The sequence below is a fragment of the Bacillus sp. V26 genome (assembly GCF_034296245.1).
GTDB classification, from domain to species: Bacteria; Bacillota; Bacilli; order Bacillales; family Bacillaceae; genus Bacillus; species Bacillus halotolerans.
This window is the reverse complement of record NZ_JAXKQF010000001.1, coordinates 472,933-494,809: the sequence shown is the minus strand read 5'-3', so window position 1 is coordinate 494,809 and position 21,877 is coordinate 472,933. Positions and strand designations below refer to the sequence as shown.

The window sequence follows — 21,877 nt, the reverse complement described above, 5'->3', positions numbered from 1 at the left end:
AAAATGAATCATGCTTAAAAGCATTCCTTCAATGAAAAATACTTTACATTTATATTGCAATCTAAAGGTGTGTTTGATAGAATACAATTTGTTCTATTGTGAAGAAGATTTAACCTTAAGACACTGTGCTACAGGTTGTATCTTAGGAGGTGAAACACATGCCAAACATTAAATCAGCGATTAAACGTACAAAAACTAATAACGAACGCCGCGCTCATAACGCGACAATCAAATCTGCTATGCGTACTGCAATCAAACAAGTTGAAGCTTCTGTTGCAAACAACGAAGCTGACAAAGCGAAAACTGCTCTTACTGAAGCAGCTAAACGTATTGATAAAGCAGTGAAAACAGGTCTTGTACACAAAAATGCCGCAGCTCGATACAAATCAAGACTAGCGAAAAAAGTGAACGGACTTTCTGCATAAAACAAAAACGATCCTCAATTATGAGGATCGTTTTTTTCATTTCTTTTTAACAGCTGCAAGAGAAAAAGCTCTAGTAAAAGCTGCTTGTCCTTTTTCCCGGTTTTCATCTCATAGTCCATAACGGCAAGCTGTTCAATAATAGACCGGAGCTCGGCTTCTGAAAAAAGCCTCGCTTGATCCATCGCCAGCTTTACCCGGAATGGATGCACCTTTAAATTAGAGGCAATCTGTTTTTGGCCGTACCCTTGTTCCGCGAAATATTTCGTCTGCAGGATCAGCCGGAACTGGTTCGATATAAGAGCCATAATTTTGATCGGTTCTTCATTTTGTTTGAGCAAATCATAAAAAATTTGCAGACTCTCAGTTCGTTTCCGATTGACGATTTTATTAATCAGTTCAAAGATATTTTGTTCCAGGCTTCTCGCCACAAGCATTTTCACATCATCCAGCTTAATTTCTTCACGGTCTCCAATAAACGTGCAGAGTTTCTGAATCTCCTGAAAAAGAGATGACAGATGCCCGTTTACAAGCAAAACCAAATGCTCTGCCGCCTCGGTGCCGATCGTTTTCTGCTCGGTTCTCGCCAGATTGATCGTAAAGTCTGTCGTTTCCTTCGCGTTTAATTCCTTTGCCTCCATCATGAACGCCTGCTTTTTTAGCGCTTTGGTCAGTTTTTTCCGCTCATCCAGTTTTTCATAAGGCGCAAGCAGAACAAAGACCGTATATGGTGCCGGTGATTGTATATACGATTCAAGCGCGCTGATGTTGTGCTCAACTTTTTCTTTCTTTTTCTCACCCGTTAAAAAATATGGATTTTTCACAATGACAAGGCGCCGCTCCCCCATAAACGGGAACGTTTCAGCGTCGGCAATCGCCTGATCCAGCGGGTCTTCTTCCAAATCAAAAACAGACAGGTTGAAATCTTTTGTCTCTTGATCAATCACCGTCTGTCTGATCCTGCTGACGGTTTCTTGGAGCAGATACGTCTCTTTTCCGTATAAACAATAAACCGGATGGACTTCTCCTTTTTTCAGGCTTTTCCACACATCAAATACCATTGTTGTACGACTTCCTCTCTTTCATCATCCCCTTCTATCCTAAATTGTGTTTGCAAAATAGTAAAGAGGAAGCCTGACAGCTGCTTCCCCATTTATATTAAACGCCTGTTCGCAAGCCCCCGGGACAGCTTGTAAAAAGGCGATAATCACCAGAACAGAAAACGTTACCTTAGCTTCTAGATTTTTCAAAACGATTCCATTATACTTAAGTCAGTCAGGGGGGATGAAATTGAATGATTTTGAAAAAAACGTTCAAAGCAAACGAAATGATGCTGTAGATTCAGCGGTTGGTTTTGTTGTGTCCTTCGGATTTTTCGCCTTATTGTTTGTCATGGCAACGGTTATTCACCTGGTTGGTTCATAACACGACTGCCCGGGCTGCTGATTTCTCGGCAGTCTTTTTTAATTCGTCTCTGTCATATCTGATGTATCATATGGAGGATAAACAGAAAAGGTTCCAGATCCGCTTTTGTACGTGTATTGGATCGTGCCGCTTTGATCAGTGCGCAGCACACGGATGGATCGGCTCTTTAACAATTGAAGAACTTCTTGATGCGGATGATGGTACCTATTGTTTTCACCCACTGAGATGACCGCCGTTTTGGGCTGAAGCTGTTTGATGAATTCTTCACCGGTCGAGCCTTTGCTTCCATGATGCCCCACCTTTAACACATCCGCTTTTATATTCGGGAACACATTGATAACCTCCTGTTCCCCCTCTTTTTCCAGATCACCCGTCAGGAGCCAGCTGAGCCTGCCTGTTTTCATCCATAGAACGAGAGAAGAATTATTTTTACTTGCCGGATCAGGCGTTTCCGGTGACAGCACATGAAACTGTAAGTCCTTTATTTCCAATACATCACCCCGCTTCACCTCTTCAATTGCCACACCCTCCTGTCTGGCAGTCCGCAGCACCTTCTCATCATGAGATTCAGAAACAAATCCTTTCGGAATGATGAGGCGCTTTACTTTATGATGCTTCAGCAAAACCTCTGCCTCTCCCATATGATCTTGATCTGCGTGCGTCAGTATCAGCGCATCAAGCTGCTTGATGCCCTTTGCCGTTAAAAAAGGGATCAGCACCTTTTCCCCCAGTGAAAAAGGATGCTGTTTTTCCCGCCAAGGCTCTGACGAATAAGACAAAGTGCCTCCCGTATCAATTAAGACACGGCCTCTCTGATACGGTGCACTGACAAACATACTGTCACCTTGTCCGATATCAATCATATCTACTTCTCCCTCGGAACTAACATAAGGGAAAACAAAGAGCAGGATAAGTGTTGCACAAAAAAGGCTTGTGGACACTGTCAGCTGGGGAAACGAGGGTTTCTCAATATTCATAAGCAATATGATGACAGTGAGCGTGAACAAGAGAAGAAGAGCAGGTGCAGGGCGAGAGATGATGATTGTGAATATTTCTATATCAGCGATTTTAGTGATCAGTCTGTTGGTCCAGGTCATCATTACATCAAACCAATAGAACAGAAATTGACCGACGGACGCTGAAAAAAATAATAGAATAACCCCTATAATAGCAGCCGGTAAAATACAGAATGTATAAAAAGGCACCAACACCATATTCATCGGAATGCTAATGATAGAAAACTGCTGAAAATGATACAGAAGAATGGGTAGTGAGCCTAGCTGGGCAATAACAGATACAATCGTCAGCTGTCCCAGACTCGTTTTGATATGCTGAAAAATAGACGATGAGAGAATTAAAGAAAAACTGACCGCAAATGAAAGCTGAAATCCAGCTTCACAAAGGTAGTAGGGATTAAAAAGCAAGAGGACAATATACGAAAGACAGATTATCCCGGCAGAATTTACCCGCTGCTGAAAAAGGCTTCCCGCTAAGTAGATGCCCGACATCAGAGCGGCTCGGAGAACAGAGGGCGCTGCACCTGTCAAAATAACATAGATCGGCAGAAACAAAAGCAATAGGATTGACGCATTTTCTCTTGATAGGCCCAGACGGATCATTGCGTAAAAGAGGCCTGCTGTCAAAATCCCGATATGAAGTCCTGAGATGGCTAACAGATGGACAACACCTAGACTTTGGTAAGCATTAAGCACATCGTCATCCAAATAAGATCTTTCACCTACTGTAAGCGCCTGTACGATTCCTGCTGAATCTGGCGGAAGCTGTGTGTTCGTGAATGATACGATGTATTTTCTCAAACTGAGAAGCTTATACCGGACACCTGAAGGCTCGCTGCAACTTCCAATAGATGTGACAGAATAGCTCCAATGAATATGCTGCCGGTAAAGATACTGTTGATAATCAAATGTTCCCGGCACTGTTGCTTGTTTTGGCTTCTCCAAAGCACCAGTCAATTCGCATGCCATACCCGGCTCTAGATGTGACAGTTTGTCTTTTTCAGCTAAAGACTGAATCCGATAAGAGGCAGCCCATTTTTCGCCATCGGGCGTCTTGATCAGCATAGACATCCGATCCCCGTCAATTTTAGGAATACTATGAATGACCGCCTTGAAGTGATAGCTGCCCTGCTGATACGAAGAAGTATTTTGAGAATCTGTGATCTTAAACAGGGCAAAATTGAGTACAAAAGAGAATAAACAAACAAAAATGAGTGGAGCGTGCCTTGTTTTGATTGACACAATAAGGAGAAAGAGGAAGAAGAGAAAGACAGCGGAGAAATAAGAGGCGGCAGCAATTCCAGCCGTTGCTGAAGCTGCCGCCAAAGGCAATAATAGACGCGAATTCCGCATCAATCACACATAACTCGTAAAAAGTTTATTAGCCTGTTCATGTATTTTCTTCAAATCTTCCTCTGCAAGACCGGCATCCGCTAATTTTTCTAAAAGCCCCGCTACAAATGAAAGCTTTTCTCTGTTTTTCAGATCAACGATCATTTCATCGAGTTCAACCTGTTCAACCGTAACGCCTGATTGCTCAAATAGCTCCTGGGCATATGGATGTGTTTTATAATCCTCAGCGTAATATACTGTTTTGATACCGGCTTGAATGATAGACTTACAGCATTGAATACACGGATAGTGCGTGACATATATCTCCGCTCCATCTGTCGGCACTCCAAATTTAGAGCATTGAAGAATCGCATTCATTTCCGCGTGAATCGTTCTCGCGCAATGATCGTCTATCATTAAGCATCCTTCGTCCGCGCAATGTACGCCGCCTGCGATTGATCCGTTATAGCCTCCTGCAATCATGCGTTTATCTCTGACAATGGTAGCACCGACAGACAATCTCGGGCAGGTGCTGCGCAGTGCCAGTAAATGGCTTTGAGCCATAAAATATTGGTTCCATGAAATTCGTTCCACGTTGTTCCCTCCAAATGTTGTGTTGCCTGTTCTTTAGTTTACCTATCATCATGCATGACCGTCAATTCACTTTACTGTAATGGAAGACTTTATTTTTTCAAAAGATTTTTCGCCAATTCCCGAAACCTTTGTGATATCTTCAATTGTTTGGAAACGTCCGTTCTCTTCCCGATATGCAATAATCGCTTCAGCTTTTGAAGGCCCTACTCCCGATATGTTTTGTAAATCCTCTAATGTTGCTGTATTGATATTGACCAATGTCTCCTTCCCCTTACTGCTTTGTACAGCGCCGCCGGCCGCTTGCTGTGCCGCCTCTTCTCCCTCACTCGGTATATACACCACTATACCGTCCTGTAAAAGTTCCGCCAAATTCACTTGCGTTTCATCTGCTTTTTCACCAATGCCGCCTGCTTTCTCAATAGCCTGCGATACTCTGTCTCCCGTATGCATTTCATAAACGCCGGGATGCTTAACAGCGCCTTTTATATCAATTACAATATTTTCTTCCACTTTGTCTTTTACCGCTTTCTGCTTGACCTCCGCATTTTCCTTTTCATTAGATACAACTTGTTTTACAGGCTCTTTGTTATGTCCGCTGAAAAAAAAGAGGCAAAGAACTGCAATGAGAACAGCAGCAGAGCCAACTGACATGATTATCGTTTTATGTTGATTCAACCAATTCAACTTGCATGCGCCCCGCTTTCGTCATATTTTGTTTCTTTATCACATATGGTTTAGAGGATAATAGCTCAAAGGAGGGGAAATTATTGAAGATTGGCTTTATCGGCACTGGAAATATGGGTACGATCCTTATAGAATCATTTATTGAATCACAAGCAGCCGATCCCTCAAACATCACAATCACAAACCGCACAATTGAAAAAGCGTTGAAGATAAAAAACCGCTACAACAGCTTAAACGTAACAGAGAGCCTTGAAAAGCTTGTTGCAGAAAATGAGATCATTTTCATCTGTGTAAAGCCGCTTGATATATATCCATTATTGTCAAGGGCAGTCCCTTATTTAACAAAGGATCACATTCTCATTTCAATTACAAGCCCGCTTCAGACTGATCAGCTGGAACAGTATGTGCCATGTCAAGTGGCACGAGTTATCCCGAGTATTACAAACCGGGCGCTTGCTGGCGTTTCTCTTGTCACCTTCGGTAAAAGCTGCGGGGAGGCAGCAAAAACAAAAATCAACGAGCTGATGAAGCACATTTCTAATCCGCTGCAAATTGAAAGTGACATCACAAGAGTAGCGTCAGATATCGTAAGCTGCGGACCCGCTTTTATGAGCTATCTGGTTCAGCGGTTTATAGATGCAGCCGTTACGGAAACGTCAGTGTCTAAACAGGACGCTATACTCATGTGTAAAGAAATGCTTGTCGGTCTGGGAAAACTGTTAGAAACCGAATTGTATACCCTTCCTGCATTACAGGAAAAGGTTTGCGTAAAAGGCGGCGTGACAGGAGAAGGCATTAAAGCACTCGAAAGCGGTGTACAGGATATGTTTCATCGGGTGTTTCAAAATACGCATTTGAAGTACGAAGAGGATATTTCCGCGGTGAAGAAGCAGTTTCATGTGTAAACGAGTATGTCATAGCCGTTTGTTGTATGCAAAAGGGTAAAAAGGCATTTTAAAAACCATCGTCTTAGTAAACGATGGTTTTTGATTTCTGTGCTTTAAAGAACAGGCGTTCAGATTGTGATGACGGCGCTGAATCGGTAAAATCAGCGGTGACCTTATGAAGCTGAAAGCCGCAGCTTGCCAGCATTTCTTCGTATTCATCCACTCGGAACGTTCTTTGCTCATGTGTTTCATCAAAGCGGTCGTACGCCTCTCCGTTCCAAACAAAAAACGACATATCATGAATGGCGGAAAGCTCTTCACTTCCGGCAAAGCTTTGCCAAATATAGCTGATATCTTCGTCCTGATCAGCAAACGTGCTCCCAGGAAAAACCTCGGTTATTTTATACGGTGAATGAACATCAAACAGCAATATGCCGTCCGGCTTCAGCACCTGAAATACACTTTTAAAGGTATTCATTACGTCATTTTTCGTTTTTAAGTAATTCAAGGAGTCACAGCAGATCACAACCGCGTCAAACTGGCCTTCAAATCCGGTAATCTCTCTCATGTCCTGCTGAAGGAAAAGAATCGGCTGTTTAGCTGGTCCTTTTTGCTGGGCGTAAGAGAGCATTTCTTCACTGAGATCAATCCCGGTGACTTCAAAGCCTTTTTCGGCAAGCCGGATTGAAATCTCTCCGGTGCCGCATGCCAAATCGAGAATACGGCCTTTTTCCGGTAGAGATGCTTCAATCCACTTTGTCCATTTGTCGTAAGGTGCGTGAGACATTAACTCGTCATACACGCTTGCAAAGCCTTGGTAAATCATTGGTTCAATCCAAGTTCCAGGTCTGCGAGCGGAGCGTCTCCCCACAGTTTTTCTAGGTTGTAATAGCTTCTTTCATCCTTATGAAACACATGGGCAATGACATCCCCAAGGTCAACTAATACCCATCTTGCTTCATCGAAGCCTTCCATCTTTTTGACTTCAATGCCGTTTTCTTCAGCCTGGTCCTTGATTTCACGCGCAATGGCCTGCACTTGTTTGTCTGAATTACCATGGCAGATCAGAAAATAATCAGCAACCAGAGAAATTCCTTCCATATCCAGTGCTAAAATATCCTCTGCCCGCTTATCGTCGCAAGCCGCAGCTGCAATCTTTAAAATGGACGTTTGATTCATTCACATATTCCTCCTGTTCATTTGCCAGACACAAGCCAGTTATAAGTTAAACATGTATCTGGGAAAACCTGTTGATTTTTTTTCATTAGAAAAATCATTGTATTTTTGATCGACTGAATCAACGCTTGATTCAAATCCGTTTCTGCAAGTTCACGCACCTCATCGACACCGGGAAATTTACGGCCTGGTTCAATATAATCAGCAACGTAAATGACTTTTTCCAAAAGCGTCATGCCCGGACGCCCAGAGGTATGATATCTGATCGCGTCAAGAATATCTTCGTCATGAATTCCCGCTTCTCTCTGGACTAGGTAAGCGCCGACCGGAGCATGCCACAGCTCCGGGTTGTGATCCAACAGATGCGCGGGCATTTTTTCTCTGGCTATAATTTGTTTCATTTCTTCTTTCGGGCGGAATTTGGCGTAATCATGAAAGATAGCCGCCGTTTCCGCTTTTTTGGAGTCGGCGCAAAAGCGCTCCGCAAGTTCAATCGCCGTGTTCATTACGCCAATTGTATGGATATATCGATGCTCGGTCAATTGCTGCTTAACGCAGGCAAGTGCCTCCTCACGATTCATATAAACCATTCTCCTCTACATACTTCTTCACTTTATCAGGGATTAAGTAGTCAGTGGGCTTCTTGCTTTTAAACCGTTCCCTTATCATAGTCGATGATACCTCAAACTCCGGAACGTCTGCAAAGAGAAGCGGATAAGGGGTTTCAACATGAAAACCGGGGCGCTTTACTCCGATAAATTGAATAAGGTTCAGCAGCTCGTCCAGCTTATACCATTTAGGCAGGTATTCAATCATGTCAGCACCGATAATAAAGAAAAGCTGATCATTCGGATATCGCTGCTTTAGTAAAGAAACGGTATCAAAAGTATATGACGGCCCTTCTCTTTCCATTTCAGCAAGCTGCAGCTTAAAGGATGGATTAGACTGAATAGCAAGCTTCAGCATTTCCACCCGATGAGTGCTGTCTGTATAGTCTTCATCCTGTTTATGCGGAGGAATTTGATTGGGCATAAACCAAATTTCGTCGAGCTCCGCCTGATACAGCACCTCATTCGCCATTAAAAGGTGACCGTTATGCGGAGGATCAAACGTGCCTCCGAAAATTCCGATTTTCTTCATTTCAACCACCTTAAGGAAGCTCGATTTGTTTATTTTCCTTTGATTCCTTATATAAAACAATCGTATTGCCGATCGTCTGAACCAACTGTGCGCGGCTTCCTTTTACAAGAGCTTCCGCAACATCATTTTTATCGTCTTCGCAGTTTTGAAGAACGCTGATTTTAATCAGCTCTCTCGCTTCAAGCGCTTCAGAAATTTGTTTAATCATGTTGTCATTGACTCCGCCCTTTCCTACTTGAAAAATCGGGCTTAAATGGTGCGCTTTTGAACGCAAGAAACGTTTTTGTTTTCCTGTTAACATTATTTTCCTCCTAATTTCCCTACTACAATAGATCTCATTTTTTCAACATCAGGCTCGCGTCCCGTCCACAAGCGGAAAGACAATGCCGCCTGCTCAACAAACATGCCGACTCCATCCAGTATTTTCAGACCTTTTTGCTTTGCTTCTTTTAATAGTGAAGTCTGAATCGGATTATACACGATATCGCAAACAACCGCACTGCTTGCAGCACGCTGCAATGAAAGCGGAATATCTTCCACGTTTGGATACATGCCTACAGATGTTGTATGGATAATTACATCATACTGCTCAAGCCGTTCTTCTGCTTCTTTTATGCTTAACACTTCAACATTGCGGAACGAGGGAGCAGATTCTGCGAGCTGTTTGGCTTTTTCTATCGTTCGGTTGCAAATATCAAACTTTTCCGGATTGTCGCGGACGATCGTTGTAAAAATCGCTCTCGCTGCCCCGCCCGCGCCGATCATTAAGAAAGACAGTTCGGAGATTGGTTTGTCCAAAATTCTCATTAAAGATTTCACAAAGCCTTCTCCGTCTGTATTATATCCGACAAGCTTGTCTCCTTCTCTTCTGACAGTGTTAACGGCACCAAGCACTTTTGCGCTCTCATCAATATGATCGAGATGATCCATGATGGAAACCTTGTGCGGAACAGTCACATTGATGCCTTGTACACCAAGAGCTCTTATCCCTTTTACCGCATCTTCCAGACGATTCTCTTCCACCTTAAATGCATGGTAGTGTCCGTCCAAACCAAGATCCTTCAAAGCCGCGTTATGGATATCCGGCGACATGGAATGCGCAATCGGATTTCCGATAACCCCGTACAGCTTCTTCATACTCCTCTCCCCTTTTTGTTAAATTAATGAACGCCGAACAAATACGTGAACGCCTTTTGGCGCATAAGCCGTTATTTTCTTATTCGCGTCATGCACCGTTACCCAGCCTAACCCAGAGAAAACGATATCTGTCTTTTGCTCTTTCATCGTAAACGTATGGGCAACCAGCTCTGGAAACTCATCCATATCATCTTTTCCCGGCGGTGTGAGCAATTCTCCTGCGTGCTTTTCATAAAGCGCGTCTGCATTTTCCAGTTTCGTTCTGTGAATCATTAATTCATTCGGCATATAGCAGACAAAGGCAGCTCTTTCACCTGAAACATAATCAAACCTTGCCAGTCCGCCGAAATACAGCGTTTGCTGATCGTTTAGCTGGAATGTGCGCGGCTTCAGTTCCTTTTTGGGCGAGAGTACTTTTAAATCCTTTTTGTTTACATAGTGCGCCATTTGATGGTGATTGATGATTCCCGGTGTATCATAAAGCGCAGAGCCGTCATCTAACGGAATTTCAATAGCATCAAGAGTTGTGCCCGGGAATTGGGATGTCGTGATAATGTTGTCTTCACCTGACACTTCTTTAATAATACGGTTAATGAACGTTGATTTTCCTACATTGGTACAGCCGACAACGTAAACATCCTTGCCGTTACGGTAATGCTCAATCGCATCAATGACTTCTCTGATTCCCTGGCCGCGTCCCGCACTGACCAAAAATACGTCAATCGGTTTTAAGCCAAGCTCTTTCGCCTCGCGCTTCATCCACTGGATCAGCCGTTCTCTTTTGAGCGATTTAGGCAGAATATCTGCCTTGTTTCCGACTAACAATATAGGATTGCCTCCGACTAAGCGCTGCAATCCATTAATCCAGCTGCCGTTAAAATCGAAAATATCAACAATTTTAACAACAAGAGAATCAGTTTCTCCAATTCCATGAAGGATGTTTAAAAAGTCATCATCCGTTAAGGAAACGTCTTGTATTTCATTGTAGTTTTTCAGTCTGAAGCAGCGCTGGCAAATCACACTTTCTTTAGAAAGCGAAGCCGGCGGCGCGTATCCCAGACCATTTTTGTCTTCGGTTTGGATTGTGACTCCGCAGCCGATACAAACAACCTTTTCCATTCTTACTCCTCCCACTGAATGTGCCCTTTTCGTTTAAGAGCACTCAGTATTCTGCGTTCGACCTGGCGGTTAAAGCGCGTAATAAAGCCATCCGAGGAAGCGACAGGCACGACCAGGATCGTATGGTAGCCGTTACGGTTCCCGCCGAGTACATCAGTCAGAAGCTGGTCTCCGATGACAACACAGTCCTCTTTTTTCAGCTCCATATTGCGCACTGCTCTATTAAAGGCTTTGCCCATCGGTTTTCTTGCTTTATAGATGAATGGTATGCCGAGCGGTTCCGAAAAAAGTTTTACTCTTCGCTCATTATTATTAGAGACAATCGTCACTTTAATGCCGTGCTCTTTCATTTCTTCAAACCACTCGATCAATCGCGGTGTCGCGTTTGGTCTGTCCCATTCAACAAGTGTATTATCCAGGTCAGTGATAATTCCTTTTACATTTCGTTCCTTTAATTTTTCAGGTGTAATATGAAAAATATTTTTAACAAACTCGTCAGGTAAAAAAAACTTTTTTAACAAAACCCGCACCCTTCCCTTTTCTTTCTCTTAAAATTCATGTCGAAAAAAATCGAACTTGCGCTTAAAGAAAAACTGAGCAAAAAAATTTCGACAAAAATTGGGTTTCTTCACCAGGTGTGGATAAATTTACACACACTATCCACTCTTATTACATCACTCTTTAGACAAATTATAAACACGATACTCACAAGTTATCCACTTTTTGGTGTGGATAACAGAACGATTGTTCTTATATGCAATTCATGGTAGATTAAAGATAATCTTCAGCTTCAGATGAACGCAACCTATAAATGTATGTCACAAAGTCATGAATGATTCCAACTATGAAGGAGGTGTCTCTCCCATTAATTGGGTTCCTAGCATGAGAAAATTGTCTGATGAATTATTAATAGAATCTTATTTCAAAGCCACCGAAATGAATTTAAACCGCGACTTTATCGAGTTAATCGAAAACGAAATAAAAAGAAGATCGCTCGGACATATTATTTCGGTATCTTCTTAATAGGAATTTATCTATTTTTTCCGGGCGTATTTCCTTTTTTTACTCAGATGACTGATATTATATCACTTCAGTTACGCGCTTTACTACTGTTTTCAGCAAAAAACACCCCTAAAAAGAGGTGTGTCCAGGGCTGGATTTCATGTGAACCAATACACTCCGCCCACAATCAGGAGAACAACAATCAAAACAACGATAAAAGCGTATCCGTATGCTCTGCTTGCGCCATATGGCCAGCCGCCGAAAGGATACGTGTATAAATAACCGCTGTACATGTGAAGCGCGCCTCCTTAAAAATGTTTCTATAACAGCCTATGTAGGAGAAATAAAACGGCTTAGGCCTTTGTCCGGATCAGCGCTTCAGAACCTGCCCATCTTGTATTCCTTCATAAACTATCCTTGCTCCTTTAGGTGTCATATGATTGCCTGAAGGATCTATCAAGCCGGATTGGATCAGCGCTTCATCAGTAGCTTTTCCGCCGTCTGCTTCTATAAAGTGCTTCCAGTTGTCTACAAGAGGCACATTCATATGTTTCGCGACATCTCTTGTAATATCATTGTATGAGTTATGCCACTTTCTCGCCCCGCCTTTTGATTCAAAAGCAGCCGCTTTATACCTGGAATAGTAAAAGAGGTGATGCTTCCCGTTTCCTTCAATAATAGGGATACACGTCATTAAAACAGGCTTGATGCCGTGTTTTCTGCTTTCTTTTATAAAGTAAACCAGATTCTCTCTGAAACGCAGCTTTGACACTCTTGGCTTTCCTTCAGCCAGAATCCCAGCGTCATTAGTGCCAAACATAATAAAAAGATGCTTAGGTTTTTGATCGAGTACATCTGTTTGAAACCGTAAACGGGCATCTTCAGTCGTTTGTCCCCCAATTCCTGCATTGAGGATATCAAGATTCCCGCGTTCAGCCGTTTTTAAAATATTGACCCACTGCTGCGCTTTTGGATAGTCACGATAATCCCAATTAGAGCCGCGTGTATTGCTGTCACCAAATGCTACCACGTCTTCGTATCCCTTTCCTTCACATCCTGCTGTAACGAACAGCAGAAGGAAAAGGATGAACATATACTTCATCTTTACACCCCCAAAAGCTTCATCTTTATGTTATACCTCTGTTCTGTTTCATTCAACGCAGAGTTTTTTCGTTATAGCGTTCTCTTTATTGTTAACGTGTCCCTCTCAACTAAAATCATTCTGTTTCCAGTAAGGGGTGAGATATCTATTTCAGTTCCCGTCTTTTTCTGCGAAAAAACACCTCAGAGAGTTGAATGCAATAACCTGCTTCCGCCAGAGGAAACAGGCTACTGATTACCTCTGCATTTATTTTAATTTCGCTTTAAGCTTGGCCTTTGTTTTTGGTCCGTAAATACCATCAGCTTTTAATCCATTCATCAGCTGAAAACGTTTCACGGCATTTGCTGTTTTCGGTCCATAAATGCCGTCAATACCGTTATTCTTCGCGCCTTTATCGGGGTAAAAATGAAGGGCGGCTAAAGCCTTTTGCAGCTGAAGAACTTTAGTGCCTTTTCTATAAGGCGCAGTGAGTTTTATTACTCCTGAAGGCAGAGGATAAGATTTGGGTGATTCTTTAGATGGCGTATCAGAGGAAGAAATTCCGTTTTTGAAAGCACTCCATTGATGTAAGAGTTTGCGGGGACATTCTTTTCCAGACCATTTTTTATGGGGAACAACACGATCCAGCGAAATATTGTGATCCTTCATTAATTTTTTGATCAGCCACTGCGCATTAGCTACTGCTTTGTCAAAATCGCCGTCTGCATTTTCACAGATTTCAATCCCGATTGATTTGCGATTCCCTGTCCCATTGGTGCCGTCGCCAGCATGCCACCCGTTTTCAGTAAGAGGTAGATGCTGATAGATGTCTGAATCGTCTACTGTAAAATGCCAGCTGACAGATGTACTTGGGTTTTTCACATAATCAGCGTGCATTTTTGCATCGGCACCTTGGGCGGTATTTGCTGTATTGTGCACGGTAATATATGCAGGTGTCATCGCATAGCCGGGACGGTTATCGTTTGATTTTGGTATAAAATCCTTTTTTATCGCTACCATTTCTATCCCTCCCTGCTATTAAAGAATGCAGCAACAAGAGAAATGGACAGCCTATTTTACTAGATAAAAAAGAATTGTATTTCCCCCCACTGGTATTACAGTTGAACCATCGAAACGGTACAAGTTATACTAACGTAGATGCCGGAGATTCTGCCTCCTGACATCGCCACAAGTGTTGGGAGTGGATAATTGATATGTTAAAAAAGACTTTAGGTATAATCTTGATCATCGCCGTTATTGCAGTCGGTTTCTATCAGAAAGAAGCTTGGCTTGATGCTATAAAAGCAGGCGGATTGATCTCCGTTTTATGTAGTATGCTGCTGATAGCCGCCGACGTCTTTTTCCCGATTGTGCCGTTTGCAATCATTGCAGCTTTAAATGGCGCTGTGTTCGGAATTGCAAATGGTGTTTGGATTACACTGGCCGGTTCAATGCTTGGCACGATATTGCTGTTTTTTCTTGCGAGGTACAGCTTTCGAGATTGGGCCAGAAAAAAAATAAAAGCTTATCCTGCTATACAAGGCTACGAGGCTTCATTCGATAAAAATGCGTTTACCGCTGTTTTATTGGGAAGGCTTATCCCTGTTATCCCTTCTCTTGTCATGAACGTTGTATGCGGACTAAGCAGTGTTCGGTGGCATGTTTTTTTCTTCGCCTCTTTAATAGGAAAAATTCCTAACATTTTAGTTGTTACCATTGCCGGCGCCAATTTCTCCAGCAACAAATTGCTTTCTTTCAGTATTTACGGGGCCTACGTTCTGATCCTGATGCTAATCATATATATAAAGTTTCCTCATCTAGTGAAAGCGTCAAAAAAATAAGGGCGGCCCGCTTCGCCCTCTTACTTTTTTTCTGTTGCATGTCCTCCAAATTCATTACGGAGCGCAGCAACGACCTTTCCTGTAAACGTATCGTCTGTTAACGAACGGTATCTCATCAAGAGGGACATCGCGATCACCGGAGCTGCTGTCTGCAGATCTAGTGCCGTTTCCACTGTCCATTTCCCTTCCCCGGAGGAATGCATGACGCCTTTGATCTGATCCAGCCTCGCGTCTTTAGAAAAAGCGCGCTCAGTCAGCCCCATAAGCCACGACCTTATGACAGAGCCATGATTCCATACCCTTGCAACTTTCTCATAGTCAAATTCAAACGGACTGTTTTCCAGCACTTCAAATCCTTCACCAATGGTAGCCATCATTCCGTACTCAATGCCATTATGAATCATTTTCAAAAAGTGGCCGCTGCCCGCTTCTCCGGCATATAAATATCCATTTTCAACAGCAGTATCCCGAAACAGCGGCTCCGCGATACGCCATGCTTCCTGGTCTCCTCCAACCATATAACAAGCCCCGTGACGCGCTCCTTCCATTCCGCCCGAAGTTCCGGCGTCGAGATAATGAAGACCGGCTTCTTTCAATTGATTGTAGCGCCGTATCGATTCTTTATAATGAGAATTTCCAGCCTCAATGATAATATCCCCTTCGTTTAATAACGGTGCCACATCACTCAGTACAGCATCTACAACGCCATGCGGCACCATCACCCACAGAATTCGCGGCGTATCTAATAAAGAAATCAATTCTTTTATATTTGTTGTCCCCTCAGCTCCATATGATATCAGTTCATCAACAGCCGCTTGATTCACGTCATAACCGATTGCTTGATGATTGCGGTCGATCAATTGTTTTCCTATGTTTATGCCCATTTTCCCTAAGCCGATCAATCCTATTTTCATGTGAGTTCCTCCTGGTTGTCTAAACTCTAAAGCCATTACTCTTTATGTTCCCTGTGAACTGCTATGTGATACGTCCTGTTTTCTCAAATAAAAAACAAAAGCGGGCCGCGATCAGCAAGAGTATTTCCTTTTATCCCCAGAAACTTACTGCTCCGTGTCATATCGTTTCTGTATGATCTTTATCATAAAGAAGGCTTGATAATCATTTGGCGGCTTCATGCATGACAGCAAAAACCGCGGAAACATTCTTGATTTTCTCTCTATTTAAGTTAAAATATGGGAAGGGAATTCAACTTATGTCTAGCTAAGAAGGTGACAACTTGCAGGATCAAACACAAACTATCATTGGAATTACGAAAACCGCGAAATGTTTATTATACGGTACACTTGCAATCATCGGTCTTCTCATTGGTTATTTTTTTCATCAGCTTGCGAAATGGGCATTATCCCTGCCGTGGATTCCATTAGAAAGCCCTCTTCGGCTTGTTACCTCTTTTCACGGATCACCGGTTAAGTTTATCACCGCGCTGCTTGGCCTGATTGCCGGTATATGGTTCGCTCATTCAATCATGAAATTGCTATTAACTGTACAGATTACAAACGACTCCGTAGCATTAATGAAAGGCAAGCATGTTCAAACGATCAACTCCGAAGACATTGCTCTGGTATTTATTGATCACAAACGGCTTGTCCTCTTAGGAACAGACGGATATGAACTGGCACGTGAAGAAATAGATGAAAAACCTAAAATCATTGAGCAGGCCTTTAAAAAGCACCATTACGTGTGGTCGGCTGAAGGTGACCCGTTTAAAGACAAATTTCGGCGATGGGTACCTGAATCACCCGATCTCTCTCCAAGCGCTCATGCTATATTGAAGGCTCGTCAGAAAGCACTGAAAGAAGAGGAAACAGACGACATTGAAGATTTCCGTCTTGAACTTGCAAAGATCGGGATTGTTGTACGTGAAGAAGGAACACGCCAGTATTGGCGAAAAGCAGAATCGTATCCTCCTCAGGAAAATCAGCCTAGCGGCAAAATAGGATCATAGCAAAAGAGGCTCAGAATTGAGCCTCTTTTTTTATTACTGAACAATAAACAACACTTTGGTGCCATCTGGATAACTGCTCATTTGATTTCCTACCCATGAACCGGCACCGCGATTATCAGAAGGCGTTACATATCGGACATCGGCTTCAGCGCCTCCTTCTTCACAAACTGCCATCGGCCATTCATCCCGATCGTAGCCAGGCTTCGTCGGAATTCCTTTTAATGATTCCTCCCGCCTTTTGTCCGCTCCATCACGATCAATTGTACATATATCAGAATGTCCTTGGGCAATCGCATCTCTTATATGATCCCCGGTTTCCGGATAACGAGACAACGGAAAGTATAAAATTTTGTCATATAAAGCAGCCCCCTTGACCTGTTGCGGAGCCGTCATATCCTTTCCCAACAAACAAAGAAAAACTGCTGCCGCCAGAAAAAGCATTGCCATCCATCTTTTCATCCTCATCCCCCCATACAGTTTCGTTCATTTAAATGTATGGGAGCAGCGTAAAGATTATTTTAAAAAACAAAACCTCAGCTCTCCATTGAGAAATTTCCCGGTACAGACACAGACAGCCTTCCGATCACATACATTGACATATAGGCTTTTGCCTACATAATCATGTGGAGGTGACGATGGTGACAGGTGTTTTCGCAGCGCTCGGTTTTGTAGTTAAAGAGCTTGTCTTTTTAGTATCTTACGTGAAAAACAATGCCTTTCCACAACCGCTCTCAAGCAGCGAGGAAAAAAAATACTTAGAGCTCATGGCTAAAGGGGATGAACATGCCAGAAACATGCTGATTGAGCATAATCTTCGCTTGGTCGCCCATATTGTAAAAAAGTTTGAAAATACAGGTGAAGACGCAGAGGACTTAATCTCCATCGGAACAATCGGGCTGATCAAAGGAATTGAAAGCTATTCCGCCGGAAAAGGGACAAAACTGGCGACGTATGCTGCGCGGTGTATTGAAAATGAAATCCTCATGCATTTGCGCGCACTGAAAAAGACAAAAAAAGACGTCTCCCTTCATGATCCGATCGGGCAGGATAAGGAAGGGAATGAAATAAGCCTGATTGATGTACTAAAATCAGAAAATGAAGATGTGATTGATACAATCCAGCTCAATATGGAGCTTGAAAAAGTGAAGCAATACATTGACATTTTAGATGACCGTGAGAAGGAAGTGATTGTCGGGCGTTTTGGGCTAGATTTGAAGAAGGAAAAAACACAGCGTGAGATTGCCAAAGAACTCGGTATCTCGCGCAGCTATGTATCGCGGATTGAAAAGCGGGCGCTGATGAAGATGTTTCATGAGTTTTATCGGGCGGAGAAGGAAAAGCGGAAGAAAGCGAAAGGGAAATGATGTGGAAGAGGCCGGATCTGACATTCCGGCTTTTCTCTATTATATATACATTTCTATATAGGCAGAATAGATGAGAAAGAGACGTAGCAGTGATGAGAATTTTTTTCAGCTTGCTGCCGCAATGCGGTAGCACCACTGGCTCAACGATCTACTTCCGAGAAAGACGGTGGACCGTAGCAGATGACTTGACTTATATGTCCTTTGCTTGCATCCTCCCTCAAGCGATTCAAAGCCGGACGTTCTAAAAGCTCTCCAGAAAATCCTTCATCGGCATACTTCAGCACATCCTTAGTCCCTGCTTTCTTTATGCAGGCTTCGATCTGGCTGTCGATGCTCGACCCCTTGATCGCTTGTTCCTCGGTCGATACCCTTACATATATTGCTATCACCCTGGATCTCCTTCCTGTAAAGTTTTATTAAATAATGATAGCAATCGTTAATGCATTTGTCAGCTTGCGGTCTCTCGGTGATAATTACCTTCATAAAAATGCATCACCCCTTGGGTAATGCTATGTAATAACTGTTTGTCCTAATGAGGTGATTTTCAGTGAGTATGGAAGCAAATAAAAAAACCGATGGTTTGAATCATCGGTTTCTTTTCTGACATATACCACGCCCACTAGTTCCTCAACATAGTAAACCCATACCACTGGTTATGAAAGCTTGTTTTCATTACACTTCTTATATTCATTTGCCATCATTTCTCTATACGTTTATATTAATTATGGTTAAAAATGGTGAGCCAAAACAATAAACGTCCGTCCAAGAGTTTTGATATCGATGCCAATCATTCCATTAACAAGGACAGAGAATTTCTTTGAAGGCACCTGATTGGTGCCTTTTTTTTCGTAAATTCGGTGTAACGTGTAACGCTCGTAACGATGCGGTTTGAGTCACGTCGTTACTGCTGTTTAGGTATGATTGGGATTATGAGGATTTATCGGCTAAAGAGTTTTTACATAAAGCGTTTGAGCGAGTAAAAGGGCTGGAAGTATTACGCTAACGGATGAGCATACTGCCGCAACGTTCTGACGTAAAGAGCATATAGTGTAATATCAAACGTTTCACATCGTTCCTGACTTTACCAGAAAATAAACAAGACCCTAAATAGGGTCTTGTTTTGATTGAGAAGTTTATTCGCTATTAGGCCAAGCAAGATTGTTACTATAGTCAATTAGTTTTAACACGATCAACAAGTTCTTCGGAAGCTTTTATAAAAGCATCAACATACTCATTAGTCATCGTAGTTGATGGATGAATTGCAAGAGCCTTTCGATTAAACATCGCACCGTTGTAGCCTTCAATCTCAAGAGTGAAAAGTAGTGGCACGATTCGCTCAGCATATGCCTCTGGACTTTGCGACAAAAGACCAACTAGAGACTCAATAAATCGAAATTTTATGCTGTCTTTACCTAGCGTATTGCTGCGAATATTTGTTTTAATTAGTCCAGGATTTAGACCATAAAAGTTAATGTGAGGATACCGTTTCGCGGAATCAAGAACGAGTGCTTCGTTACCAATTACAGTATTCATATGTGCAACAATGGGTTTGTAAGTGCGTTCGGAATTTAGATCATCTATGCTCGCGGATTGGTTTGAACCTGGAAAACCCATAATAAAGACTCGGGGTTTACTTTTAGCGTTTAATCGATCATTGCCAAGCCGTGGGGCAATTTTCCGAAGCAATACAAGCCTGTTTAAAAAACTTACAGCCATATCTCGTTCGAGACCCTCGCTTGTTTCTTGGCGTTTCGGGGCGGCCATGATTCCTGTAGTCAGGACAAGTAGGTCGAGAGTTTCCACAGGTAACAGATTGCTGACACGTTCCGCTTCTGAAAGTAGACTCAGGTCGGCCTTGATGAACGAAATGCCTTTTATATCTTTATCTCTGAATGTTTGTCCTACTACAGTAACATTCGCACCTCTTAAAGCCATCAGGCGACTGAAGGCTCGACCTAAGCCGCCAGTTCCACCAACTACTGTAACGTTTTTCCCTTTTAGGTCAAGTTTATTTGCAGCAATTGCATTCCATGTAATGTTTTTATTTCGTTTCATATTGAACACCCTTATTTCATTTAAGTTAGGTACTGAAAGTGGACCGGAGGCAGCGCCTCAAGTTTTTTAATAGGATGGGACGTTTTGGAATTATCAGAGTGAGTTGATACGCAGCAAAATTCTTCCACGTCCATGTCTTGCTTCACTTTTCTCTAGTGCTTTGTTGGTTTGGCTTAGCGGGAATATAGAATCGATTTCTGCTTTGATCGTACCGTCGGCAATTAATTGCGCTATTGTTTGCAAATCCTCGTAGGTTGGGAATTTGGTGTTGAATTTGGCTGTAACGCCATGCTTTTGAGCGTTCTCTTGAGACGGAGGCTGCGTCAAGGAAACGAGAATACCGTCTTGTTTCAGAACGCCCCATGACCTGTTCTCGGTATCTCCTCCAACGGAATCAACGACCAGATCGACTTCTTTGATGACATCTTCAAAAGCCGTTGCAGTATAATCGATAACTTGATCCGCGCCCAAAGACTTGACGAAATCTAAGTTTCCAGTTGAAGCAGTACCAATCACATTGGCTCCCTTCCATTTGGCCAACTGAACGGCAAATTGTCCCACGCCACCAGCGGCGGCATGAATGAGGACGGTTTGACCGGCTTCCAGCTCGCCTTCGGTAAACAAGGCTTTCCACGCTGTATCAGCGCCGGCCCCAATCGAGGCTGCATCCTCGAAAGATAAACCGTTCGGCATTTTTACAAGTTCATTCACTTTTGCAATGCCATACTCCGCATAGGCTCCATCAACTTGTCCGAAGACACGGGCGCCAACAGGAAATTCAGTCACTCCCGGGCCAACTGATGCGACAATTCCGGATGCGTAAACCCCAGGAATGTAGGGAAAGGTCTTAGGGTATACGTCCTGTAACCATCCGTTGCGAATTTTCCAGTCTAGGGGAATGACTGCCGCGTAATGGATGTTGACAAGAACTTCTCCGGCTGACGGGTTAGGGCGATCGACTTCTTCGAGTTTCAATACTTCCGGACCGCCGTATTCATGAATAAGTATTGTGTTCATCTTGGTTTCAGACATCGTATTTTCCTCCAATGTATATCGTTATTTTTCATTTCGTCAATCTTAATTGCTACTTTACCAAATTACTCCACAAATAACATTATTTTGTACTCCATATTAGTGATCTTGATGGATTAATTACAATTAAAACGGAGATTCAACATTGGACACCATTTTCCATACCAAATTGAGGAATAACGTCTTTTCTTGTTCTGTAAGTCCATCAGTGGTGATTGTTTCAAGTCTGCTCCAAGCATCTAAAATTTTCGCCATCAAATCACGGCCAGCTTGTGTAAGAGAAACGATCGTGACACGTTTATCTTCCTGCGATCGGCTTCGAGTGACGAGGCCCGAATCCTCTAGTCGTCGAACGGATTTTGCGACAGTTGAATGGTCGAGGCATAATGTTTTTCCTAAGGAGTTCTGAGACTGGTTGTCTTTCTGCCATAACTGCATTAACATAATTTCTTGTCCAGGAAACAATCCCATCTCCCGAAGCAGATTTGCCGCTAGGGCTCGGTGAGAACGTGCAAGAGCAAATATTGAAAAGCTAACTGGAAATTCAGGGGAGTTAAACCCTCCCTGAATTCCCCTTGTATCCGGCATGTTTTTATCTTTATTCATT

General features: G+C 42.8%; 28 protein-coding genes and 2 pseudogenes. 7 read left to right on the top strand and 23 right to left on the bottom strand.

Annotated elements, in window-relative coordinates; all coding sequences use genetic code 11:
• Positions 1–158: 158 nt before the first annotated feature.
• Positions 159–425 carry a 30S ribosomal protein S20 gene (gene rpsT, locus UJ203_RS02680; RefSeq protein WP_010335003.1) on the top strand — a complete coding sequence of 89 codons (267 nt, stop codon included), beginning with the start codon at positions 159–161 and terminating at the stop codon, positions 423–425.
• 14 nt (positions 426–439) lie between these two features.
• On the opposite strand, the gene holA is transcribed toward rpsT, so the two are convergent.
• Entirely contained in the window at positions 440–1,483 is a 1,044-nt protein-coding gene (gene holA, locus UJ203_RS02675) for a DNA polymerase III subunit delta (protein WP_305934813.1), read from the bottom strand.
• Positions 1,484–1,522: 39 nt separating this feature from the next.
• On the bottom strand, positions 1,523–1,672 hold the full coding sequence (locus UJ203_RS02670) for a hypothetical protein (protein ID WP_125825438.1): 150 nt from the start codon (positions 1,670–1,672) through the stop codon (positions 1,523–1,525).
• A gap of 40 nt (positions 1,673–1,712) precedes the next feature.
• Between UJ203_RS02670 and UJ203_RS02665 the strand changes: the two genes are divergently transcribed.
• On the top strand, positions 1,713–1,847 hold the full coding sequence (locus UJ203_RS02665) for a YqzM family protein (RefSeq protein WP_010335005.1): 135 nt from the start codon (positions 1,713–1,715) through the stop codon (positions 1,845–1,847).
• A 38-nt stretch (positions 1,848–1,885) separates the two neighbouring features.
• On the opposite strand, the gene UJ203_RS02660 is transcribed toward UJ203_RS02665, so the two are convergent.
• The 3 genes from UJ203_RS02660 to UJ203_RS02650 all read right to left on the bottom strand — a co-directional run bounded on the left by UJ203_RS02660 (position 1,886) and on the right by UJ203_RS02650 (position 5,473).
• Positions 1,886–4,216: a DNA internalization-related competence protein ComEC/Rec2 gene (locus UJ203_RS02660; RefSeq protein WP_305934832.1), complete on the bottom strand. Its 2,331-nt coding sequence runs from the start codon at positions 4,214–4,216 to the stop codon at positions 1,886–1,888.
• A gap of 3 nt (positions 4,217–4,219) precedes the next feature.
• On the bottom strand, positions 4,220–4,789 hold the full coding sequence (locus UJ203_RS02655; RefSeq protein ID WP_010335007.1) for a ComE operon protein 2: 570 nt from the start codon (positions 4,787–4,789) through the stop codon (positions 4,220–4,222).
• A 66-nt stretch (positions 4,790–4,855) separates the two neighbouring features.
• Positions 4,856–5,473, bottom strand: coding sequence for a helix-hairpin-helix domain-containing protein (locus UJ203_RS02650; protein WP_322008548.1), 618 nt, complete (start codon positions 5,471–5,473; stop codon positions 4,856–4,858).
• An 83-nt stretch (positions 5,474–5,556) separates the two neighbouring features.
• Here UJ203_RS02650 and comER point away from each other — a divergent pair, with 83 nt between their 5' ends.
• A complete protein-coding gene (comER, locus tag UJ203_RS02645; protein WP_024122113.1) occupies positions 5,557–6,378 on the top strand; it encodes a late competence protein ComER in 822 nt (273 codons plus the stop codon).
• 64 nt (positions 6,379–6,442) lie between these two features.
• Here the strand turns inward: comER and UJ203_RS02640 are convergent, their stop codons facing one another.
• From UJ203_RS02640 to UJ203_RS02605, 8 genes are read right to left on the bottom strand one after another with little or no spacing between them, the layout of a single operon-like run.
• Positions 6,443–7,186: a class I SAM-dependent DNA methyltransferase gene (locus UJ203_RS02640; protein ID WP_227597810.1), complete on the bottom strand. Its 744-nt coding sequence runs from the start codon at positions 7,184–7,186 to the stop codon at positions 6,443–6,445.
• Positions 7,183–7,539, bottom strand: a complete 357-nt coding sequence (rsfS, locus tag UJ203_RS02635; protein ID WP_044154484.1) for a ribosome silencing factor — start codon at positions 7,537–7,539, stop codon at positions 7,183–7,185. Before rsfS ends, UJ203_RS02640 begins: the two co-directional genes overlap by 4 nt.
• Before the next feature lie 17 nt (positions 7,540–7,556).
• Positions 7,557–8,117: a bis(5'-nucleosyl)-tetraphosphatase (symmetrical) YqeK gene (yqeK, locus tag UJ203_RS02630; protein WP_322008547.1), complete on the bottom strand. Its 561-nt coding sequence runs from the start codon at positions 8,115–8,117 to the stop codon at positions 7,557–7,559.
• Positions 8,107–8,676 carry a nicotinate-nucleotide adenylyltransferase gene (locus UJ203_RS02625; RefSeq protein WP_010335014.1) on the bottom strand — a complete coding sequence of 190 codons (570 nt, stop codon included), beginning with the start codon at positions 8,674–8,676 and terminating at the stop codon, positions 8,107–8,109. The genes yqeK and UJ203_RS02625 overlap by 11 nt, the downstream gene beginning before the upstream one ends.
• Positions 8,677–8,686: 10 nt before the next feature.
• Complete coding sequence (gene yhbY / locus UJ203_RS02620) at positions 8,687–8,977, bottom strand: ribosome assembly RNA-binding protein YhbY (protein WP_024122118.1); 291 nt, start codon at positions 8,975–8,977, stop codon at positions 8,687–8,689.
• Positions 8,977–9,813, bottom strand: coding sequence for a shikimate dehydrogenase (aroE, locus tag UJ203_RS02615; protein WP_322008546.1), 837 nt, complete (start codon positions 9,811–9,813; stop codon positions 8,977–8,979). The genes yhbY and aroE overlap by 1 nt, the downstream gene beginning before the upstream one ends.
• 18 nt (positions 9,814–9,831) lie before the next feature.
• On the bottom strand, positions 9,832–10,932 hold the full coding sequence (gene yqeH / locus UJ203_RS02610) for a ribosome biogenesis GTPase YqeH (RefSeq protein WP_024122119.1): 1,101 nt from the start codon (positions 10,930–10,932) through the stop codon (positions 9,832–9,834).
• Positions 10,933–10,934: 2 nt separating this feature from the next.
• Positions 10,935–11,453 carry a YqeG family HAD IIIA-type phosphatase gene (locus UJ203_RS02605; protein WP_003226126.1) on the bottom strand — a complete coding sequence of 173 codons (519 nt, stop codon included), beginning with the start codon at positions 11,451–11,453 and terminating at the stop codon, positions 10,935–10,937.
• Positions 11,454–11,814: 361 nt separating this feature from the next.
• Here UJ203_RS02605 and UJ203_RS02600 point away from each other — a divergent pair, with 361 nt between their 5' ends.
• Positions 11,815–11,955: a sporulation histidine kinase inhibitor Sda gene (locus UJ203_RS02600; RefSeq protein WP_003226124.1), complete on the top strand. Its 141-nt coding sequence runs from the start codon at positions 11,815–11,817 to the stop codon at positions 11,953–11,955.
• 137 nt (positions 11,956–12,092) lie between these two features.
• Here UJ203_RS02600 and UJ203_RS02595 read toward each other — a convergent pair whose 3' ends face one another.
• The 3 genes from UJ203_RS02595 to UJ203_RS02585 form a co-directional block, all read right to left on the bottom strand.
• Positions 12,093–12,227: a hypothetical protein gene (locus tag UJ203_RS02595; protein WP_010335019.1), complete on the bottom strand. Its 135-nt coding sequence runs from the start codon at positions 12,225–12,227 to the stop codon at positions 12,093–12,095.
• Positions 12,228–12,304: 77 nt separating this feature from the next.
• On the bottom strand, positions 12,305–13,036 hold the full coding sequence (locus UJ203_RS02590; protein WP_105953571.1) for an SGNH/GDSL hydrolase family protein: 732 nt from the start codon (positions 13,034–13,036) through the stop codon (positions 12,305–12,307).
• 246 nt (positions 13,037–13,282) lie between these two features.
• Positions 13,283–14,035, bottom strand: coding sequence for an N-acetylmuramoyl-L-alanine amidase (locus UJ203_RS02585; protein ID WP_322008545.1), 753 nt, complete (start codon positions 14,033–14,035; stop codon positions 13,283–13,285).
• Between the two features lie 194 nt (positions 14,036–14,229).
• On the opposite strand from UJ203_RS02585, the gene UJ203_RS02580 reads away from it, so the two are divergent.
• Entirely contained in the window at positions 14,230–14,856 is a 627-nt protein-coding gene (locus UJ203_RS02580) for a TVP38/TMEM64 family protein (protein WP_024122122.1), read from the top strand.
• A gap of 20 nt (positions 14,857–14,876) precedes the next feature.
• Here the strand turns inward: UJ203_RS02580 and gnd are convergent, their stop codons facing one another.
• Positions 14,877–15,770, bottom strand: coding sequence for a phosphogluconate dehydrogenase (NAD(+)-dependent, decarboxylating) (gnd, locus tag UJ203_RS02575; protein ID WP_322008544.1), 894 nt, complete (start codon positions 15,768–15,770; stop codon positions 14,877–14,879).
• Positions 15,771–16,090: 320 nt separating this feature from the next.
• On the opposite strand from gnd, the gene UJ203_RS02570 reads away from it, so the two are divergent.
• Positions 16,091–16,819: a DUF308 domain-containing protein gene (locus UJ203_RS02570; RefSeq protein ID WP_322008543.1), complete on the top strand. Its 729-nt coding sequence runs from the start codon at positions 16,091–16,093 to the stop codon at positions 16,817–16,819.
• 33 nt (positions 16,820–16,852) lie between these two features.
• Here UJ203_RS02570 and UJ203_RS02565 read toward each other — a convergent pair whose 3' ends face one another.
• Positions 16,853–17,278: a NucA/NucB deoxyribonuclease domain-containing protein gene (locus UJ203_RS02565; RefSeq protein WP_305934820.1), complete on the bottom strand. Its 426-nt coding sequence runs from the start codon at positions 17,276–17,278 to the stop codon at positions 16,853–16,855.
• A gap of 176 nt (positions 17,279–17,454) precedes the next feature.
• Between UJ203_RS02565 and sigK the strand changes: the two genes are divergently transcribed.
• Positions 17,455–18,183, top strand: a complete 729-nt coding sequence (gene sigK / locus UJ203_RS02560; RefSeq protein ID WP_013308023.1) for an RNA polymerase sporulation sigma factor SigK — start codon at positions 17,455–17,457, stop codon at positions 18,181–18,183.
• A 155-nt stretch (positions 18,184–18,338) separates the two neighbouring features.
• On the opposite strand, the pseudogene UJ203_RS02555 reads toward sigK, so the two are convergent.
• The 5 genes and pseudogenes from UJ203_RS02555 to UJ203_RS02535 form a co-directional block, all read right to left on the bottom strand.
• Positions 18,339–18,530 (bottom strand): annotated as a pseudogene (locus tag UJ203_RS02555) (recombinase family protein); the annotation flags it as partial.
• Positions 18,488–18,666, bottom strand: a pseudogene (locus UJ203_RS02550) (hypothetical protein). The pseudogenes UJ203_RS02550 and UJ203_RS02555, both read right to left, overlap by 43 nt.
• Positions 18,667–19,353: 687 nt before the next feature.
• Complete coding sequence (locus tag UJ203_RS02545) at positions 19,354–20,238, bottom strand: SDR family NAD(P)-dependent oxidoreductase (protein ID WP_322008542.1); 885 nt, start codon at positions 20,236–20,238, stop codon at positions 19,354–19,356.
• 93 nt (positions 20,239–20,331) lie between these two features.
• Entirely contained in the window at positions 20,332–21,270 is a 939-nt protein-coding gene (locus UJ203_RS02540; RefSeq protein ID WP_322008541.1) for an NADP-dependent oxidoreductase, read from the bottom strand.
• Positions 21,271–21,396: 126 nt separating this feature from the next.
• The gene (locus UJ203_RS02535; protein ID WP_322008540.1) at positions 21,397–21,876 is read right to left on the bottom strand and encodes a MarR family winged helix-turn-helix transcriptional regulator; all 480 of its coding nucleotides are present in this window, start codon (positions 21,874–21,876) and stop codon (positions 21,397–21,399) included.
• Position 21,877: the final 1 nt, after the last annotated feature.

What these genes read in the sequence shown, in the direction of transcription:
- UJ203_RS02565 (WP_305934820.1), bottom strand. Translation starts at nt 17,278, where the DNA reads ATGAAAAGATGGATGGCAATGCTTTTTCTGGCGGCAGCAGTTTTTCTT.
- rpsT (WP_010335003.1), top strand. Translation starts at nt 159, where the DNA reads ATGCCAAACATTAAATCAGCGATTAAACGTACAAAAACTAATAACGAA.
- sigK (WP_013308023.1), top strand. Translation starts at nt 17,455, where the DNA reads ATGGTGACAGGTGTTTTCGCAGCGCTCGGTTTTGTAGTTAAAGAGCTT.
- yqeK (WP_322008547.1), bottom strand. Translation starts at nt 8,117, where the DNA reads ATGAATCGTGAGGAGGCACTTGCCTGCGTTAAGCAGCAATTGACCGAG.
- aroE (WP_322008546.1), bottom strand. Translation starts at nt 9,813, where the DNA reads ATGAAGAAGCTGTACGGGGTTATCGGAAATCCGATTGCGCATTCCATG.
- rsfS (WP_044154484.1), bottom strand. Translation starts at nt 7,539, where the DNA reads ATGAATCAAACGTCCATTTTAAAGATTGCAGCTGCGGCTTGCGACGAT.
- UJ203_RS02535 (WP_322008540.1), bottom strand. Translation starts at nt 21,876, where the DNA reads ATGAATAAAGATAAAAACATGCCGGATACAAGGGGAATTCAGGGAGGG.
- gnd (WP_322008544.1), bottom strand. Translation starts at nt 15,770, where the DNA reads ATGAAAATAGGATTGATCGGCTTAGGGAAAATGGGCATAAACATAGGA.
- UJ203_RS02640 (WP_227597810.1), bottom strand. Translation starts at nt 7,186, where the DNA reads ATGATTTACCAAGGCTTTGCAAGCGTGTATGACGAGTTAATGTCTCAC.
- holA (WP_305934813.1), bottom strand. Translation starts at nt 1,483, where the DNA reads ATGGTATTTGATGTGTGGAAAAGCCTGAAAAAAGGAGAAGTCCATCCG.
- UJ203_RS02660 (WP_305934832.1), bottom strand. Translation starts at nt 4,216, where the DNA reads ATGCGGAATTCGCGTCTATTATTGCCTTTGGCGGCAGCTTCAGCAACG.
- UJ203_RS02595 (WP_010335019.1), bottom strand. Translation starts at nt 12,227, where the DNA reads ATGTACAGCGGTTATTTATACACGTATCCTTTCGGCGGCTGGCCATAT.
- UJ203_RS02585 (WP_322008545.1), bottom strand. Translation starts at nt 14,035, where the DNA reads ATGGTAGCGATAAAAAAGGATTTTATACCAAAATCAAACGATAACCGT.
- yhbY (WP_024122118.1), bottom strand. Translation starts at nt 8,977, where the DNA reads ATGTTAACAGGAAAACAAAAACGTTTCTTGCGTTCAAAAGCGCACCAT.
- UJ203_RS02590 (WP_105953571.1), bottom strand. Translation starts at nt 13,036, where the DNA reads ATGAAGTATATGTTCATCCTTTTCCTTCTGCTGTTCGTTACAGCAGGA.
- UJ203_RS02600 (WP_003226124.1), top strand. Translation starts at nt 11,815, where the DNA reads ATGAGAAAATTGTCTGATGAATTATTAATAGAATCTTATTTCAAAGCC.
- UJ203_RS02580 (WP_024122122.1), top strand. Translation starts at nt 14,230, where the DNA reads ATGTTAAAAAAGACTTTAGGTATAATCTTGATCATCGCCGTTATTGCA.
- UJ203_RS02545 (WP_322008542.1), bottom strand. Translation starts at nt 20,238, where the DNA reads ATGAAACGAAATAAAAACATTACATGGAATGCAATTGCTGCAAATAAA.
- yqeH (WP_024122119.1), bottom strand. Translation starts at nt 10,932, where the DNA reads ATGGAAAAGGTTGTTTGTATCGGCTGCGGAGTCACAATCCAAACCGAA.
- UJ203_RS02625 (WP_010335014.1), bottom strand. Translation starts at nt 8,676, where the DNA reads ATGAAGAAAATCGGAATTTTCGGAGGCACGTTTGATCCTCCGCATAAC.
- UJ203_RS02540 (WP_322008541.1), bottom strand. Translation starts at nt 21,270, where the DNA reads ATGTCTGAAACCAAGATGAACACAATACTTATTCATGAATACGGCGGT.